Source organism: Sandaracinobacteroides saxicola (assembly GCF_014117445.1).
Taxonomy (GTDB): Bacteria; Pseudomonadota; Alphaproteobacteria; order Sphingomonadales; family Sphingomonadaceae; genus Sandaracinobacteroides_A; species Sandaracinobacteroides_A saxicola.
Map to the genome: position 1 here is coordinate 2,976,203 of NZ_CP059851.1, position 13,246 is coordinate 2,989,448.

Genomic DNA, 13,246 nt, shown 5'->3' on the forward strand with positions numbered 1-13,246 from the left:
CGTGGCCCGCGTCAGTCGCTGCTGTGAAGCCCCGCATAGCGCCCGCGATGATAGAGCAGCGGCGCATGAGCCGGATCGGCGGTGAAGCCCTTGATGTGGCCGATGAAGATGACATGGTCGCCGGCCTCGATATCCTGTTGCACGGTGCATTCGAAGGTGGCGCAGGCGCCGGTCAGCAGCGGCACGCCGAGGGTGGCGTGGTGCCAGTTTGCCCCGGCGAAGCGGTCGATGCTGCGCTGGGTGAAGCGGCGGCTGATCGCTTCCTGGTCCACCGCCAGGATGTTGACGCCGAAGGCACGGCTGGCGCGGATGGCGGGCAGCGCCGAGACGCCGTGCGCGGCGCAGACCAGCAGCAGCGGCGGTGTGAGGCTGACGCTGGTGAAGCTGTTGGCGGTGAAGCCGACCGACGCGCCCTCTGCCGTGGTGGCGGTGATGATGGTGATGCCGGTGGCAAAGGCGCCGAAGGCGTCCCGCAGCGCGCGGATGTCTGGGGTGGTCATGCGGATATCACGTCCGTCCGGCTGAAATCATCCCCCACGAACAGCAGCGGGCAGGCGCGCTCGATCGCCAGTGCATAGGCGAAACAGTCGGCAAGGTTGAGCGCGGCGGGGTGGACGCCTTTGCCCCATTTGTCATAGGCATCGGCGACACGTCGCGCGAAGGCTTCGGTTACCGAAACAATGTGGAGCTGAGTGTCGCCTAGCAGATCATCCATTTGTGCAGCTTTGCCGCGCCTGCGTGCAACAATCAGGGTTTCTGCAAGCGTCGCTGCGGAGATAAGGGCGTCATCTGCTGCCATCAGGGTTGTCCGACAGCGCAGTGCTTCAGCTTCGCCAAGAATGATTGCCATCAGTGCCGACGTATCGACAATGATCACAAACCATTCTCGTCATAAAGAAAATCCTGGCTTCGTGCAGCACATGGTCCGGGCAACGCCGGATGCGTGCGTGCAGCTTCGATAGCACGATCGATCGCTGCCATGCGTCGGGCCATGTCCACTTTGGGCGTCACCGGCACCAATCGCACCGCCGGCTTGCCGTTGCGGGTCAGCAGCACGTCTTCCCCTGCTTCGGCACGGCGAACCAGGCTTGTCAGTTTTCCCTTGGCTTCACTCACCGCGATCTGCATAGCATGTCCCTTGATGGACCATAGAAATAGTCCATTTCATGCCTATGTCAATCATTTGCCCGTGAACACCGCCGGGCGTTTCTGCAGGAAGGCCATGACGCCTTCGGCGAAGTCCGCGCTGCGGCCGGCGTGGAGCTGGTTGCGGCGTTCGACCATCAGGCCTTCGGTCAGCGTCTTGTCGAGGCAGTCGCGGATGCCGTGGCGGATGAGCGCGAGCGCTTTCGTGGGGCCGTTCGCCAGCTTGCGGGCGATGGCGCCGGTGTCCGCCATCAGCTCCTCGGGCTCGCTGACCTTCCAGATCATGCCCCAGTCGAGCGCGGTCTCGGCCGGAATGCGCTCGCCGAGCATCATCATCGCCTGGGCGCGGGCCTTGCCGGCAAGACGGGGGAGCAGCCAGGTGGAGCCGACATCCGGCACCAGCCCGATGTTGACGAAAGCCTGCAGGAAATAGGCGCTGCGCGAGGCGACGACGATGTCGCCGGCAAGTGCGAAGGAGCAGCCGGCGCCGGCGGCGGCGCCGTTGACCGCGGTGACGAAGGGCACGGGCAGCGCGAACAGCCGTTCCAGCAGCACGTTGAAATGGGTTTCCAGCACCTTGCCGGCATCGACCGGCCCCTTGCCCATGCTGGTGCCGCCGGCGCCGCCGCCGGAGAGGTCGGCGCCGGTGCAGAAGCCGCGACCGGTGCCGGTCAGCACGAGGCAGCGCGCGGAGGAGGTGCCGTCGCGGATCTGGTCCACCGCATCGATCATCTCGGCGATGACGCCGGTGTGGAGCGCGTTCATCACCTGCGGGCGGTTGATGGTAAGCGTCGCGACGCCCTCCTCCTCGGTCCAGAGGATATGTTCATAGCTCATCGGTTGCCCTTCCCGGCTGGTGTCGGACGCTGTTAGCGTGGTTTGGCGGGCGGGTGGGCTGTGGTTATCGGGAGGGACGCCCGCGCCGGTTTCAGCGGCGGGCAGGGACCTGAAGGAAGGCGGGGACGCCTTCCTCGCCGAAGCCGGCGAAGCGGGGGCCGAGGTCGTCGCCGCGCTCACCGCGGCGCCCTTCGTTCTCGCGCTCACCGCGGCGCCCTTCGTTTTCGCGCTCACCGCGGCGCCCTTGGTTCTCGCGTTCAGCGCGGCGCCCTTCGTTTGCGCGACCTGTGCGGCGCCCGTCATCTTCGCGCGGGGCGCGGCGCGTGTCGCTGTCGCGGGGCGGCCGCGGTGCGCGTTCCCGCCGGGGGGCGGGTTCGGCGCGGGGTTCGGGTTCCGCGCCGGTCTCGGCGGGCGGTTCGGCGCGGCGCGCGGCAGGCCGGCTGCGTTCGCGTGGCGGCCGCGATGGCGGTTCCGCGGTGTCGGGCGCGTCATCGTCTCGGCTGGCGGCGGGGCGGCGGCGGGAGGGACGCTCGGCTGGGGCGGTTTCGGCCGGGGTGGCGGACCCACCGGCGCCGCCGTCGCGGCGCGGGATCGCCTGGCCGATCAGCTTTTCGATGCGCTCCACCGCCTCCATGTCCGACGGCGCGGCGAGCGTGATGGCGATGCCGGTGGCGCCGGCACGGCCGGTGCGGCCGATGCGGTGGACATAGTCATCGGGATGCCAGGGCACGTCCATGTTGAAGACATGGCTGACGCCCTTGATGTCCAGCCCGCGCGCGGCGACGTCGCTCGCCACCAAGATGTCGATCTCGCCGGCCTTGAAGCGGTCCAGTTCCTTCAGCCGGTCCGACTGCTCCATGTCACCATGGATCTGGCTGGCGCGGAAACGGCTTCGTTTCAGGCCGGTGGCGAGGTCGCGCACGGTGGTCTTGCGGTTGCAGAAGACGATGGCGTTCTTCAGGCCGGGATCGCGCAGCAGATCCTCCAGCACGCCGCGCTTGGCGCGTTCGCTGCCGACGAGCATCACGCTCTGGGCGATGTCCGCATTGGTGCTGGCGGCGCGGGCGACCTGCACGGTGCGCGGGTCGGTCATGAAGGCGTCGGCGAGCTTGCGGATCGGGCCGGGCATGGTGGCGCTGAACAGCAGCGTCTGGCGTTGCGGTTTCAGCAGCGCGCAGATTTTTTCGACATCGGGGATGAAGCCCATGTCGAGCATGCGGTCGGCCTCGTCGATCACCAGCACATCGACGCCGGAGAGCAGGATCTTGCCGCGGCTGTGCTGGTCCATCAGCCGGCCCGGCGTGGCGATGAGGACGTCGACGCCCTTTTCCAGCGCCTTGTCCTGATCCCCGAAGGCGACGCCACCGATCAGCAGCGCCATGCTGAGCTTGTGGTATTTGCCGTATTTCTCGAAGTTTTCCGCCACCTGCGCCGCCAGTTCGCGGGTGGGTTCCAGGATCAGCGAGCGCGGCATGCGGGCGCGGCTGCGGCCCTCCGCCAGGATGTCGATCATCGGCAGCACGAAGCTGGCGGTCTTGCCGGTGCCGGTCTGCGCGACGCCGATCAGGTCGCGGCCCATCAGCACCTGCGGGATGGCGGCGGCCTGGATGGCGGTGGGTTCGTCATAGCCGCTGTCGGCGACAGCGCGCAGCAGGGCATCGGACAGGTGAAGGTCGGAAAAGGGCAAGCGGGTTCCTTGGGATTGTTGCGCCCGCTTGCCGTCATGCCATGCGAAATGTCAATGCGGAGGGCATGCAAAGGGGGGAACGGTTGCCCGTTCCCCCCGCTCCCTCCCCCGAGAGATGAAGAAGACTATTGCTGTCGCATCGCTTGTCGCCAAAAACCGGTTCCCACTTTTTGGCGCGATGCCCTAGAACCGAACGCCGACCACTCCGCCGAAGCGCCGCGGTTCCAGCGTGAAGATGTTGGTGAACAGGCCCGACGACGGGTCGGTCACATATTGGCCGGTGATGCCCTGGTTGTCGAACAGGTTCTGCACGAAGGCGCGGACGTACCAGCGCTCCTCCCGGCCGTTCAGCTGGATCGACAGGTTGACGGTTTCATAGGCCTTGATGCGGTCGATCGGCAGGTTGTAGTTGCGGCCCCATTGTTCGCCGACGAAGTTGAGGTCGGCGCGGATCACCGCGCTCATGTCGTTCGCCATTTCGGCGGTGTATTGCGCGCCGGCGGTGAATTTCCACTTCGGCGAGTTCTGCAGTTCCTTCCCATCCAGGTTGACCGCGTTGCCGGAGGGCAGGTTGGTGCGGGCGAGGATGGCGGGATCGGTGATCGGCACAAAGCCGGTCGCCGTCGGCACGCGGTTGACGCCGGTGGGCAGGGTGATGTTGAACGGCAGGCCCTGGGCCGCGATGGCGGACCCCATGGCAGAGCAGATGCCGAACGCGCCCATGGCGTTGGTGCCCGGCACGGCCACCGCCGGCCGCAGCAGGCCGCCGGTGGCGGCCGCGTTGAAGCCGTTGACGAAGGCGGCAGCCGACCCGGGCGGCAGGGTGGCCGCCGGGGTGACGACGCAGTTCGCCGCGTTGGTGACGTCCTTGATGATGACGCTGTCGGCGCGGCCGCCGCTCGGGTCGCGGACATCGACCAGGCTCAGGTCCTTCACCTTGGTCTTCAGATAGCTGGCGGTGGCGTTGAACTGCCAGTTGCGGGTGGGGGCGACGATGAATTCGCCTTCCACGCCATAGACTTCGGCGTTGGTGTTGTCGTTGAAGCTGGTGCGGTTGATGATCCGGCTGATCTGGAGATTCTTGTAGTCATAGTAGAAGCCGGTCAGGTTGGCCTGGAAGGTGCCGCCGGCAAAACGGTTCTTCGTGCCGATTTCGAAGGCGTTCACCTTTTCCGGCAGATAGGTGACGGGCGCCGAGAACAGGGTCGGGTCGAACGGCGGGTTGATGCCGCCCGGCTTCGAACCGCGGCTGTAGCTGGCGTAGATCAGCGTGTCCTCGGTGAAGCTGACCTCCGGCTTCCAGTCGAGCACGACGCGGCCGGTGACGGCATCGCTGTTCAGGCGGGCATCGCGGAAGGGCTGGCGGCCGGGCGTGTTGATGTCGGCGTCGACGGTGTCGTTCAGGATGGTGCCGGCGTTGGCTTCACCCAGCGGCACGAGCGCGTTGAACAGCCGCTGCCGGTCCTGCACGCGCTTCTTGTCGTTGGAATAGCGGGCGCCGATGGTGAGTTTCAGCGTGTCCGTCATCTGCCAATAGGCTTCGCCGAAAATGCCATAGCTCTTCAGGTCGAAGCGCTGGGTTTCGGAGTTGAAGAAGGGCGAAGCGTTGAAGCGGGTGCCGCCCGATTGCAGCGCGCCGAGCAGGCCCGAGCCATAGTCAAGGCCGGTCGAGGTGACGAAATAGTCGCTGTCCGACCGGTTCTCCAGATAGATGGCGCCGATGCGGAAGTTGAACTTGCCCTCGAACTGGCTGGACAGCACGCCTTCGACCGACCATGTGCGCGACGAGCCGTTCGACTGATCATATTGCGTCGGGTCGGGGAAGCAGCCCAGCGTCGCGCCGCCATAGATGCCGGAATAGAGCCGGCTGGCGTTGGAGATGCAATAGTTGGCCCCGCTGTAGAGACGGTTGGCGACATTCGGGAACAGCGCCTTCAGTGCCGCATTCTGTCCCGGCCCGGGGCCGGTGACATTGTTGTAATCCTGCCGCGAGGTAACATTCGATTCCTGCCAGCTGCCGGTGACGGCCAGCGTCATGGTATCGAATTCCTGGTTCAGCTTTGCCTGCACATATTTTTCGCGGGTGCGATAGCTCGGGGTGAAGTTGGTGCTGACGGTGCGCAGGTCGGCGGGGTTGGTCAGGCCGGTATATTGGCTGGGGCCATAGACGCTGAGGTTGCCGAAGGGCAGTGCCGCGGCACCCAGCGCGATGGCGGCGAATTCGCGGCTCTGGATGATGTTGCCCAGCGTGGCGTTGCCATTGAGGTAGCCGTTGCCCAGCTTGTCCGGCGAGCAGCCGAGGATGGCGGTGGGATCGCTGTTGCACAGCTGTTTCTGGATGCGCATCCGGTCGCTGTTCTCGCCGGCATAATAGCCGATGAGGTCGATGGTGGTGGTATCGGTCGGGCGGAAGCGCAGCGACAGGCGGGCGCTATACTGGTCGCGGCCGTCGATCTTCGTGTTGTTGTAGAGGTTGGTGGTATAGCCGTCGCGCTTGATATACTGCCCGGCGAGGCGGACGGCGAACTTGTCGCCCAGCGGCAGGTTGATGATGCCCAGGCCGCGGAAGGCATTGTAATTGCCATATTCGCCTTCGACGCGGACGCTGAGGTCGTTCGTCGGCTTGGCGGTGATAAAGTTCATCACGCCGCCCGTGGCGTTGCGGCCGAACAGGGTGCCCTGCGGTCCGCGCAGCACTTCCAGCCGTTCGAGGTCGAGGAATTCGGTTTCGAAGATCAGCGGGCCCTGGATGGGCGCATCGTTGTAGTGGATGCCGACACCGGCGTCGCCCGAGGTGGCGACCGCGGGCGAGCCGATGCCGCGGATAGTCAGGTTGGCGCCGGTGAAGTTGCCCTTGGTGAAGGTGATGTTCGGAAGCGCCAGTTGCAGCTGGCTGGTGTTGTTGAGCTGCTGCCGTTCCAGGTTTTCGGAGGTGAAGGCGCTGACCGCGATCGGCACGTCCTGCAGGCTCTGCGCCGAGCGCTGCGCGGTGACGACGATTTCCTCGACACCGGTGTTGACCGCGGCGGGCTGCGCCGTCTGCTGCTGCGCCTGCGCGCCGACCATGCCGAAAAGCGATACCGCCGAAAGCAGCGCAAGGCGCGCCGAAAGCTGGCTGGCTGTCATCTGATGTCCTCCCATCCCAAAACTAGATCGCGCGCCAGTGGGCTGGCGTCATTGTCGACACCCAATCACCGGCTCTCCCAAGCCGCCTCCTGGCGCGTTTCACATATACAATCAGGGCAATGGCCGCTTGTCCAGCGGCAGCGGGGGGAAAACGGCCCTGTTCATATTGATGAGGGCGAGTGTCGCTTTTCGGCAACGGCTGTGACGCCGTTGTCAATATTTCACTTTTCGCATCGAAACGATCGCCGCGATACGGCAGCTGCCGCCTTCACGGCCCATCAGCTTGTCCCGGCCGGCGCACAATTGCCCGTCACGACCGCGCTTGTAGTAAAATCCGCCATAATAGGCGAGCTGCGGGCAATCGCTGGCAAAGCGCAGCCGCTTGCGCACCCCGCCGCGCATCGACAGCTCCACCGTGCGGCTGCCCAGCACCAGCGCGCCGCCGATGCGGTCGGCGGGGATGCAGGCGCGCGGATCGGGGCGGCCCAGCGCCCAGCCCGCCGGCGCGGCGAGCAGCGGCGCGGCGCGGACGGCGGGCACATGCGACACCGGTTGCGCCGGCAGCGCCTGCGCCAGGAGCAGGCCGGCGAGCCCGCCGAGCCATGAGATCGGATGCCGCACGCCGCTCACGCCAGAAGGAAATCCGGAACCATGCGAAGGGGCATCGGCGGCATCGGGTGAACTTTGGCTGAATTGCCGATGAATGCAGGGCTTAGCGGGCGGGCTTCATGAATTTCAGCGTCATGCGATCGGATTCACCGATGGCGGTGTATTTCTCCCGGTCCTTGTCGCCCAGGCGCAGGTTGGGTGGCAGGGTCCAGACGCCTTCGGGATGGTCGGCGGTGTCCTTCGGATTGGCGTTGATCTCGCTCGTCGCCACCAGCTTGAAGCCGGCGGCCTCGGCCATGGCGATCACCGCGGACTGTTTCATGTAGCCGCTCTTCGCCGTCTTCTCGTCCTCGGTGCGGTTTTCCGGCAGGCGGTGCTCCTCGATGCCCAGGATTCCGCCGGGTTTCAGCGCGGTGTAGAAAGCCTGGAAGGCCTGCGGCGCGAAGCCCGCCATCTGCCAGTTGTGGACGTTGCGGAAGGTCAGGATCATGTCGGCACTGCCCGGCGCGGCGATGTTGCCCAGCAGCTGGCGACCGAAGCTGGTGACCGCGGGCTTGCCGAACACCTCGGGCGCGGCCGCCAGGCGGGCGATATAGTCCGCCCGCTGTTTCTGGGCGTTGGCGCTGCCGTTGGGGTTGTTGTGGGCGGCGATGAACACGCCCCTGTCTTTCAGCACCGGCGCGATGATGTCGGTGTACCAGCCGGCCGATGGCGAGATTTCAACGACCGTCATGGTCGGGCGCAGGCCGAAGAACAGCAAGGTTTCCTTGGGGTTGCGATACCGGTCGCGGGCCTTTGCTGCGGCGCTGCGGTGTTCGCCGGCGATGGCCTTGTCCAGCAGGGCGGCGGTTTCCGCCTCCGCCTTCTGCGCCGCGGCGGGCTTGTTGTGGTTCTTGTGGTTGTTGGCGAAGCTGGGTGCGGCAAGAAGCGCGAGCGCGGTGGCGGCAAGCAGGCTGGACAGGCGCAAGGTTGGTCTCCCCGTTGGATGGCTGATGCGCCATATGGGGCGGCCGGTGCATTCGGCAAGCTGAACGGGGCCTGAGGAAAAAGATGGGATATGAGGAAACGGCGTGGATGGCGGGAGTGGCGGCGGCATTGCTGCTGCTGGCGGGCCTGTTGCACCGCCGCCGGCATCGCCGCGGGCCGGCGGTCGGCGCGCCCTGGGCGCTGCTGCCCTGGGACTATGTCATGCTGCTGGCCGGCGTCTGCCTGATCGTGTCCATCGTGCACCTGCTGGCGCTGTGGCGGGACGGGTTATAAAGCGAGCGGCCGTTCGTTGCTGGCGTCGTACATCTTCACGTCCAGGCTGAGCACGGCGCCTTCGGCGGCCTTGTTGAAGGCGGCCATGTGCGGTGCCTTGAAATGCGCCTTCAGCGCCTCCGCATCGGCCCAGCGTTCGGCGATGCACAGCACGGCAGGATGGCCGTCGCTGCCGTCGCTCTCCACCGCCAGGCTGTAGGACAGGCAGCCGCTTTCCGCCCAGGTGGCGCGCATCATGTCGTTGAGCGCGCCGCTGAGGGCCGCGAGCCGCTGCGGCTTCACCTCGGCGCGGCCCATGATGATGATCATTCAGTGATTCCTGCCTCTGTCTTGGGTTTGGCGACGGTCACCAGTGCCGGACGCAGCAGGCGATCGCGGAAGACATAGCCGGCCTGCAATTCGCTGACCACCGTGCCGGGCTCGGCTTCATGCTCCACCTCCACCATCGCCTGGTGCTGGTTCGGGTCGAGCGGCAGGCCGGTCGCCGCCACGCGCTTGATGCCGTGGCGGCCGAAGATGGCGTGCAGCTCGCGCTCGGTCGCCTCCAGCCCGCCCTTCAGCCCGGCATCGGTGTCGGCTGGGAGCGCGGCGAGCGCCCGGGCGAGATTGTCGGCGACCGCCAGCATGTCCCGCGCGAAGCCGGCGGCGGCGTAGCTGACGGCGTCGGCCTTGTCGCGCTCCAGCCGGCGGCGCACATTCTCCGCCTCGGCCACCGCGCGCAGCGCGCGGTCGCGCTCGGCATCGCGCGCCTCGGTAAGGGCGACGATCTCGGCGCGAGCGTCCTCCAGTTGCTGCTCGATGCTCTTTTCCTCGACCGCTTCTTCGGCGGCATCCGCTTCGTTCATGACATCAACCTGCTCAATCGATTTGCTGTGAAATCCACGATGGGGACGACGCGGGCATAGTTCAACCGGGTCGGCCCGATAACCCCCACCACGCCGACAATCCGCCCGTCGGCGCCGCGATAGGGCGCGGTGATGACGCTGGAGCCGGAGAGCGCGAACAGCTTGTTCTCCGCGCCGATGAAGATTTTGAGCGCGTCGGCCTCCCGCGCCTGGTCGAGCAGGCGGGCCATCTCCTCCTTCGCCTCCAGCTCCTCCAGCAGCAGGCGCGTGCGGTCGAGGTCGCCGCTGTCGAGCAGGTGCGCGCTGCCGCGCACGATCAGAATGGGGCGGGCACCGTCCGACGACCAGGCGGCCAGCCCCTGCGCGACCATGTCGGCGGTCAGCCGGTCGAGCTCGGCGCGGTTCGCCGCCACCTCCTGCCGCAGCCGGCCGGAGGCCGCGGTCAGGCTGAGGCCGGAGAGCCGGGCGTTGACGTAATTTTCCGCCTGCGCCAGCACCGCGGCCGGCAGGTCGGGCGGCAGGTCCAGCACCCGGTTCTCGACGCTGCCGTCCATGCCAACCAGCACCGCCAGCACCCGGCCCGGCGCCAGCGGCACGAAATTGAGCGCGCGCAATTGCGGCTCCGCCTTGGGCACCACCACCATCGCCGCGCATTGCGACAGGCCGGAGAGCGCCGCGGTGGTGCGCGACAGCACCTCCTCCAGCGGGGCGCCCGAGGTGCTGGCCTCCCGGTCGATCAGCGCGGTCTCCCGCGCGTCCGGCTGCGCCACCTGCATCATGCCATCGACGAACAGCCGCAGGCCGCGTTCGGTGGGGATGCGGCCGGCGGAGGTGTGCGGCGCCGCCAGCAGGCCCAGCTCCTCCAGATCCTGCATGACGTTGCGGATGCTGGCCGGCGACAGGCCGAGCGATCCCAGTTTGGACAGCGTGCGCGAACCCACCGGCGTGCCGGTGGTGAGGAAGGAATCGACGAGCTCGCGGAAGATGATCCGCGAGCGATCGCTGAGGTCGGAGACGGACAGGGCGGGCTGCACTGCCCCTACATAGGGCAGGGTGGCGGTGCCGCCAAGGATGACAGGGCCGCACGGGGCCGCTATGCCCACTGCCTTACGAAACAAAGGAATTGACCATGCGCCCCAGCGGCCGCGCCCCCGACCAGATGCGTTCGATCACCATGACCCCGCGTTTCAGCCGCCATGCCGAAGGGTCCTGCCTGGTGGCATTCGGCGACACGCATGTGCTGGTCACCGCCAGCGTGGAAGAACGCGTGCCGCCCTTCCTGCGCGGCAAGGGCAGCGGCTGGGTGACGGCCGAATATGGCATGCTGCCGCGCGCCACCCACACGCGGGGCAGCCGCGAAGCCGCGAAGGGAAAACAATCGGGCCGCACGCAGGAAATCCAGCGGCTGATCGGGCGCAGCCTGCGGGCGGTCACCGACCTGAAGGCGCTGGGCGAGCGGCAGATCACGCTCGACTGCGACGTGTTGCAAGCCGATGGCGGCACGCGCACCGCGGCGATCAGCGGCGCCTGGGTGGCGCTGCGGCTGGCGCTCGATGGCATCCATGCGGCGACGCCATTTGCGGCCGATCCCCTCGCCGTCCATGTGGCGGCGGTGAGCTGCGGCGTGTTCGAGGGGACGCCGGTGCTCGACCTGGATTACCCCGAGGATTCGAATGCGGGGACGGATGGCAATTTCGTGCTGACCAGCACCGGCGGCCTGGTGGAGGTGCAGGCGACCGCCGAGGGCGAACCCTATGACGAGGAGACGCTGCTGCGCCTGCTGCGCCTGGCGCGCATCGGCTGCGCCGAGATTTTCAGCTGCCAGCGGGCGGCAACGGGGCGCTAGGGTGCGGACAGTGGCGATGCCCGACACGCTGCTCCTCGCCACCCACAATGCCGGCAAGGTCGCCGAATTCGCCGCCATGTTCGCGCCGCTCGGCATCACACTGGTGTCGGCGGGGGACCGGGGCCTGCCGGAGCCGGTGGAGACGGAAGACAGCTTCATCGGCAATGCCCTGCTGAAGGCGCGGCGTGCCCATGCGCTGACCGGGCAGGCGACGCTGGCGGATGACAGCGGGCTGTGCGTCGATGCGCTTGGCGGCGCGCCGGGGGTGCATACGGCCGACTGGGCGGAAACCGGGCAGGGGCGCGACTGGATGCAGGCGATGGCGCGGGTGGAGCGCGAACTGGCGGCGCAGGGGCCGGGCGTGTCGCGGCGCGCGCATTTTGTCGCGGTGCTGGCGCTCGTGCTGGCGGACGGGACCGAGCATGTGTTCGAGGGGCGTGCCCATGGCAGCCTCACCTGGCCGCCGCGCGGGCACATCGGCTTCGGCTATGATCCGGTGTTCGTGCCCGATGGCCACAGCCAGACCTTCGCCGAACTGCCCTTCGAGGCCAAGCAGGCGCTCAGCCACCGGACGCGGGCGTTCGAGGCGCTGCTGGCGGCGGGGGTATTGGCGACGTGACGTCGGACGGGCTGGCGCTGCCCCTCCACGCGGGCAAAGCCCGCGCTGCGGGCCAGCCCCACCCGCCGGCCGGAGACGCTCGGGAGTCTGTGGACGTTCAGCCGAATGCGATGCATTCGCCTTCCACGCCACAGCCCCTCGCGCTCTACATCCACTGGCCCTTCTGCGTCACCAAATGCCCCTATTGCGACTTCAACAGCCATGTCCGGCCGGACCGCGACGAAGCCGCCTGGGCGGGCGCGCTGCTGGCAGAGTTGGCGCATGAAGCGGCACTAACGCCCGACCACCGGCTGGGCAGCATCTTCTTCGGCGGCGGCACGCCCTCGCTGATGGCGCCGGCCACGGTTGCCGCGGTGATTGACGCCGCCACCCGGCACTGGCGCGTCGATGCCGACATCGAGATCACGCTGGAGGCCAACCCCTCAAGCGTGGAGGCGGCGCGTTTCGCGGGGTTCGCGGCCGCCGGCGTCAACCGGGTCAGCCTGGGGTTGCAGGCGCTGGACGACGCGGCGCTGAAGCTGCTCGGGCGGCCGCATGACCTGGCGGAGGGGCTGGCGGCGCTCGACGTGGCGCAGGCGCATTTCGGCCGCGTCAGCTTCGACCTGATCCATACGCGGCCGGGGCAGAGCGTGGCGCAGTGGCAGGCCGAACTCGCCCGCGCGCTGGCGTTCGGCACCACGCACCTCAGCGCCTATCAGCTGACCATCGAGCCGGGGACGCGCTTCGCCAGCCTGTTCGCCAAAGGCCTGCTGACGCTGCCGCACGAAGATGATTCCGCGACCATGTTCGAACTGACAGGGGCGATGTGCGCCGCCGCCGGCCTGCTGCCCTACGAGGTCAGCAACCATGCCCGGCCCGGCGATGAAAGCCGCCACAATCTCGCCTATTGGCGCTATGACGACTATGTCGGCGTCGGCCCCGGCGCGCATGGCCGGCGGCACGGCGCCGCGACCGCGCGGCTGAAGCGGCCGGAAAGCTGGATCACGGCGGTGACGGCCGACGGCCATGGCATCGAGACGAGCGAGGCAATTCCCCCCGCCACCGCGGCGCGGGAGGCGCTGCTGATGGGCCTGCGCCTGGCGGACGGCATCGACCCGGCGCATTTCGCCGCGCGCACCGGCGTGGCGCTGGACGCGGCCATCGACAGCGTCGCCCGCGCGCGGCTGACCACGCTGGGCCTGCTGCACCCGGGCGAACAGCTGCGCGTGACGGACGCCGGGCGCAGCGTGCTGAACCGGGTGATCGCCGAGTTGGCGGGTTGAAACGCTTGT

General features: G+C 67.7%; 15 protein-coding genes. 4 read left to right on the top strand and 11 right to left on the bottom strand.

Translation table 11 applies throughout. The annotated features are described in order from the left end of the window. Nucleotides 1-11: 11 nt before the first annotated feature. The 8 genes from H3309_RS14910 to H3309_RS14945 form a co-directional block, all read right to left on the bottom strand. Nucleotides 12-500: a flavin reductase family protein gene (locus H3309_RS14910; RefSeq protein WP_182295613.1), complete on the bottom strand. Its 489-nt coding sequence runs from the start codon at nucleotides 498-500 to the stop codon at nucleotides 12-14. Beyond that, complete coding sequence (locus H3309_RS14915; RefSeq protein WP_182295615.1) at nucleotides 497-877, bottom strand: type II toxin-antitoxin system VapC family toxin; 381 nt, start codon at nucleotides 875-877, stop codon at nucleotides 497-499. Before H3309_RS14915 ends, H3309_RS14910 begins: the two co-directional genes overlap by 4 nt. Next, nucleotides 874-1,128, bottom strand: coding sequence for a type II toxin-antitoxin system Phd/YefM family antitoxin (locus H3309_RS14920; protein ID WP_182295617.1), 255 nt, complete (start codon nucleotides 1,126-1,128; stop codon nucleotides 874-876). Before H3309_RS14920 ends, H3309_RS14915 begins: the two co-directional genes overlap by 4 nt. Before the next feature lie 51 nt (nucleotides 1,129-1,179). Continuing rightward, nucleotides 1,180-1,983, bottom strand: coding sequence for an enoyl-CoA hydratase-related protein (locus H3309_RS14925; protein ID WP_182295618.1), 804 nt, complete (start codon nucleotides 1,981-1,983; stop codon nucleotides 1,180-1,182). 91 nt (nucleotides 1,984-2,074) lie between these two features. Beyond that, on the bottom strand, nucleotides 2,075-3,670 hold the full coding sequence (locus H3309_RS14930) for a DEAD/DEAH box helicase (protein WP_182295620.1): 1,596 nt from the start codon (nucleotides 3,668-3,670) through the stop codon (nucleotides 2,075-2,077). A gap of 183 nt (nucleotides 3,671-3,853) precedes the next feature. Continuing rightward, complete coding sequence (locus H3309_RS14935; RefSeq protein ID WP_182295622.1) at nucleotides 3,854-6,796, bottom strand: TonB-dependent receptor; 2,943 nt, start codon at nucleotides 6,794-6,796, stop codon at nucleotides 3,854-3,856. 213 nt (nucleotides 6,797-7,009) lie between these two features. Then, nucleotides 7,010-7,426, bottom strand: coding sequence for a hypothetical protein (locus H3309_RS14940; RefSeq protein WP_182295624.1), 417 nt, complete (start codon nucleotides 7,424-7,426; stop codon nucleotides 7,010-7,012). A gap of 82 nt (nucleotides 7,427-7,508) precedes the next feature. Next, nucleotides 7,509-8,372 (bottom strand): class I SAM-dependent methyltransferase, encoded by an 864-nt coding sequence (locus H3309_RS14945; RefSeq protein WP_182295626.1) that lies wholly within the window; start codon nucleotides 8,370-8,372, stop codon nucleotides 7,509-7,511. 83 nt (nucleotides 8,373-8,455) lie between these two features. On the opposite strand from H3309_RS14945, the gene H3309_RS14950 reads away from it, so the two are divergent. Further along, nucleotides 8,456-8,665, top strand: coding sequence for an LPXTG cell wall anchor domain-containing protein (locus H3309_RS14950; protein WP_182295628.1), 210 nt, complete (start codon nucleotides 8,456-8,458; stop codon nucleotides 8,663-8,665). On the opposite strand, the gene H3309_RS14955 is transcribed toward H3309_RS14950, so the two are convergent. The 3 genes from H3309_RS14955 to hrcA are packed head-to-tail and all read right to left on the bottom strand — an operon-like array spanning nucleotide 8,660 to nucleotide 10,544. Continuing rightward, nucleotides 8,660-8,974: a putative quinol monooxygenase gene (locus H3309_RS14955; RefSeq protein ID WP_182295630.1), complete on the bottom strand. Its 315-nt coding sequence runs from the start codon at nucleotides 8,972-8,974 to the stop codon at nucleotides 8,660-8,662. The two genes, H3309_RS14950 and H3309_RS14955, sit on opposite strands and share 6 nt — an antisense overlap. After that, nucleotides 8,971-9,510, bottom strand: a complete 540-nt coding sequence (locus H3309_RS14960; RefSeq protein WP_182295632.1) for a nucleotide exchange factor GrpE — start codon at nucleotides 9,508-9,510, stop codon at nucleotides 8,971-8,973. The genes H3309_RS14955 and H3309_RS14960 overlap by 4 nt, the downstream gene beginning before the upstream one ends. Further along, nucleotides 9,507-10,544: a heat-inducible transcriptional repressor HrcA gene (gene hrcA / locus H3309_RS14965; protein ID WP_243453761.1), complete on the bottom strand. Its 1,038-nt coding sequence runs from the start codon at nucleotides 10,542-10,544 to the stop codon at nucleotides 9,507-9,509. The genes H3309_RS14960 and hrcA overlap by 4 nt, the downstream gene beginning before the upstream one ends. A 95-nt stretch (nucleotides 10,545-10,639) precedes the next feature. Between hrcA and rph the strand changes: the two genes are divergently transcribed. The 3 genes from rph to hemW all read left to right on the top strand — a co-directional run bounded on the left by rph (nucleotide 10,640) and on the right by hemW (nucleotide 13,237). Further along, on the top strand, nucleotides 10,640-11,356 hold the full coding sequence (rph, locus tag H3309_RS14970) for a ribonuclease PH (protein WP_182295634.1): 717 nt from the start codon (nucleotides 10,640-10,642) through the stop codon (nucleotides 11,354-11,356). Nucleotides 11,357-11,372: 16 nt separating this feature from the next. Further along, the gene (locus H3309_RS14975; RefSeq protein ID WP_182298825.1) at nucleotides 11,373-11,975 is read left to right on the top strand and encodes a non-canonical purine NTP pyrophosphatase; all 603 of its coding nucleotides are present in this window, start codon (nucleotides 11,373-11,375) and stop codon (nucleotides 11,973-11,975) included. A gap of 110 nt (nucleotides 11,976-12,085) precedes the next feature. Next, nucleotides 12,086-13,237, top strand: a complete 1,152-nt coding sequence (gene hemW / locus H3309_RS14980) for a radical SAM family heme chaperone HemW (RefSeq protein ID WP_182295636.1) — start codon at nucleotides 12,086-12,088, stop codon at nucleotides 13,235-13,237. Nucleotides 13,238-13,246: the final 9 nt, after the last annotated feature.

Excerpts from the sequence above, each read along its gene's own strand:
- H3309_RS14975 (WP_182298825.1), top strand. The coding sequence starts at position 11,373 with ATGCCCGACACGCTGCTCCTCGCCACCCACAATGCCGGCAAGGTCGCC.
- hemW (WP_182295636.1), top strand. The coding sequence starts at position 12,086 with ATGCATTCGCCTTCCACGCCACAGCCCCTCGCGCTCTACATCCACTGG.
- rph (WP_182295634.1), top strand. The coding sequence starts at position 10,640 with ATGCGCCCCAGCGGCCGCGCCCCCGACCAGATGCGTTCGATCACCATG.
- H3309_RS14920 (WP_182295617.1), bottom strand. The coding sequence starts at position 1,128 with ATGCAGATCGCGGTGAGTGAAGCCAAGGGAAAACTGACAAGCCTGGTT.
- H3309_RS14955 (WP_182295630.1), bottom strand. The coding sequence starts at position 8,974 with ATGATCATCATCATGGGCCGCGCCGAGGTGAAGCCGCAGCGGCTCGCG.
- H3309_RS14960 (WP_182295632.1), bottom strand. The coding sequence starts at position 9,510 with ATGAACGAAGCGGATGCCGCCGAAGAAGCGGTCGAGGAAAAGAGCATC.
- H3309_RS14910 (WP_182295613.1), bottom strand. The coding sequence starts at position 500 with ATGACCACCCCAGACATCCGCGCGCTGCGGGACGCCTTCGGCGCCTTT.
- H3309_RS14925 (WP_182295618.1), bottom strand. The coding sequence starts at position 1,983 with ATGAGCTATGAACATATCCTCTGGACCGAGGAGGAGGGCGTCGCGACG.
- H3309_RS14950 (WP_182295628.1), top strand. The coding sequence starts at position 8,456 with ATGGGATATGAGGAAACGGCGTGGATGGCGGGAGTGGCGGCGGCATTG.
- H3309_RS14935 (WP_182295622.1), bottom strand. The coding sequence starts at position 6,796 with ATGACAGCCAGCCAGCTTTCGGCGCGCCTTGCGCTGCTTTCGGCGGTA.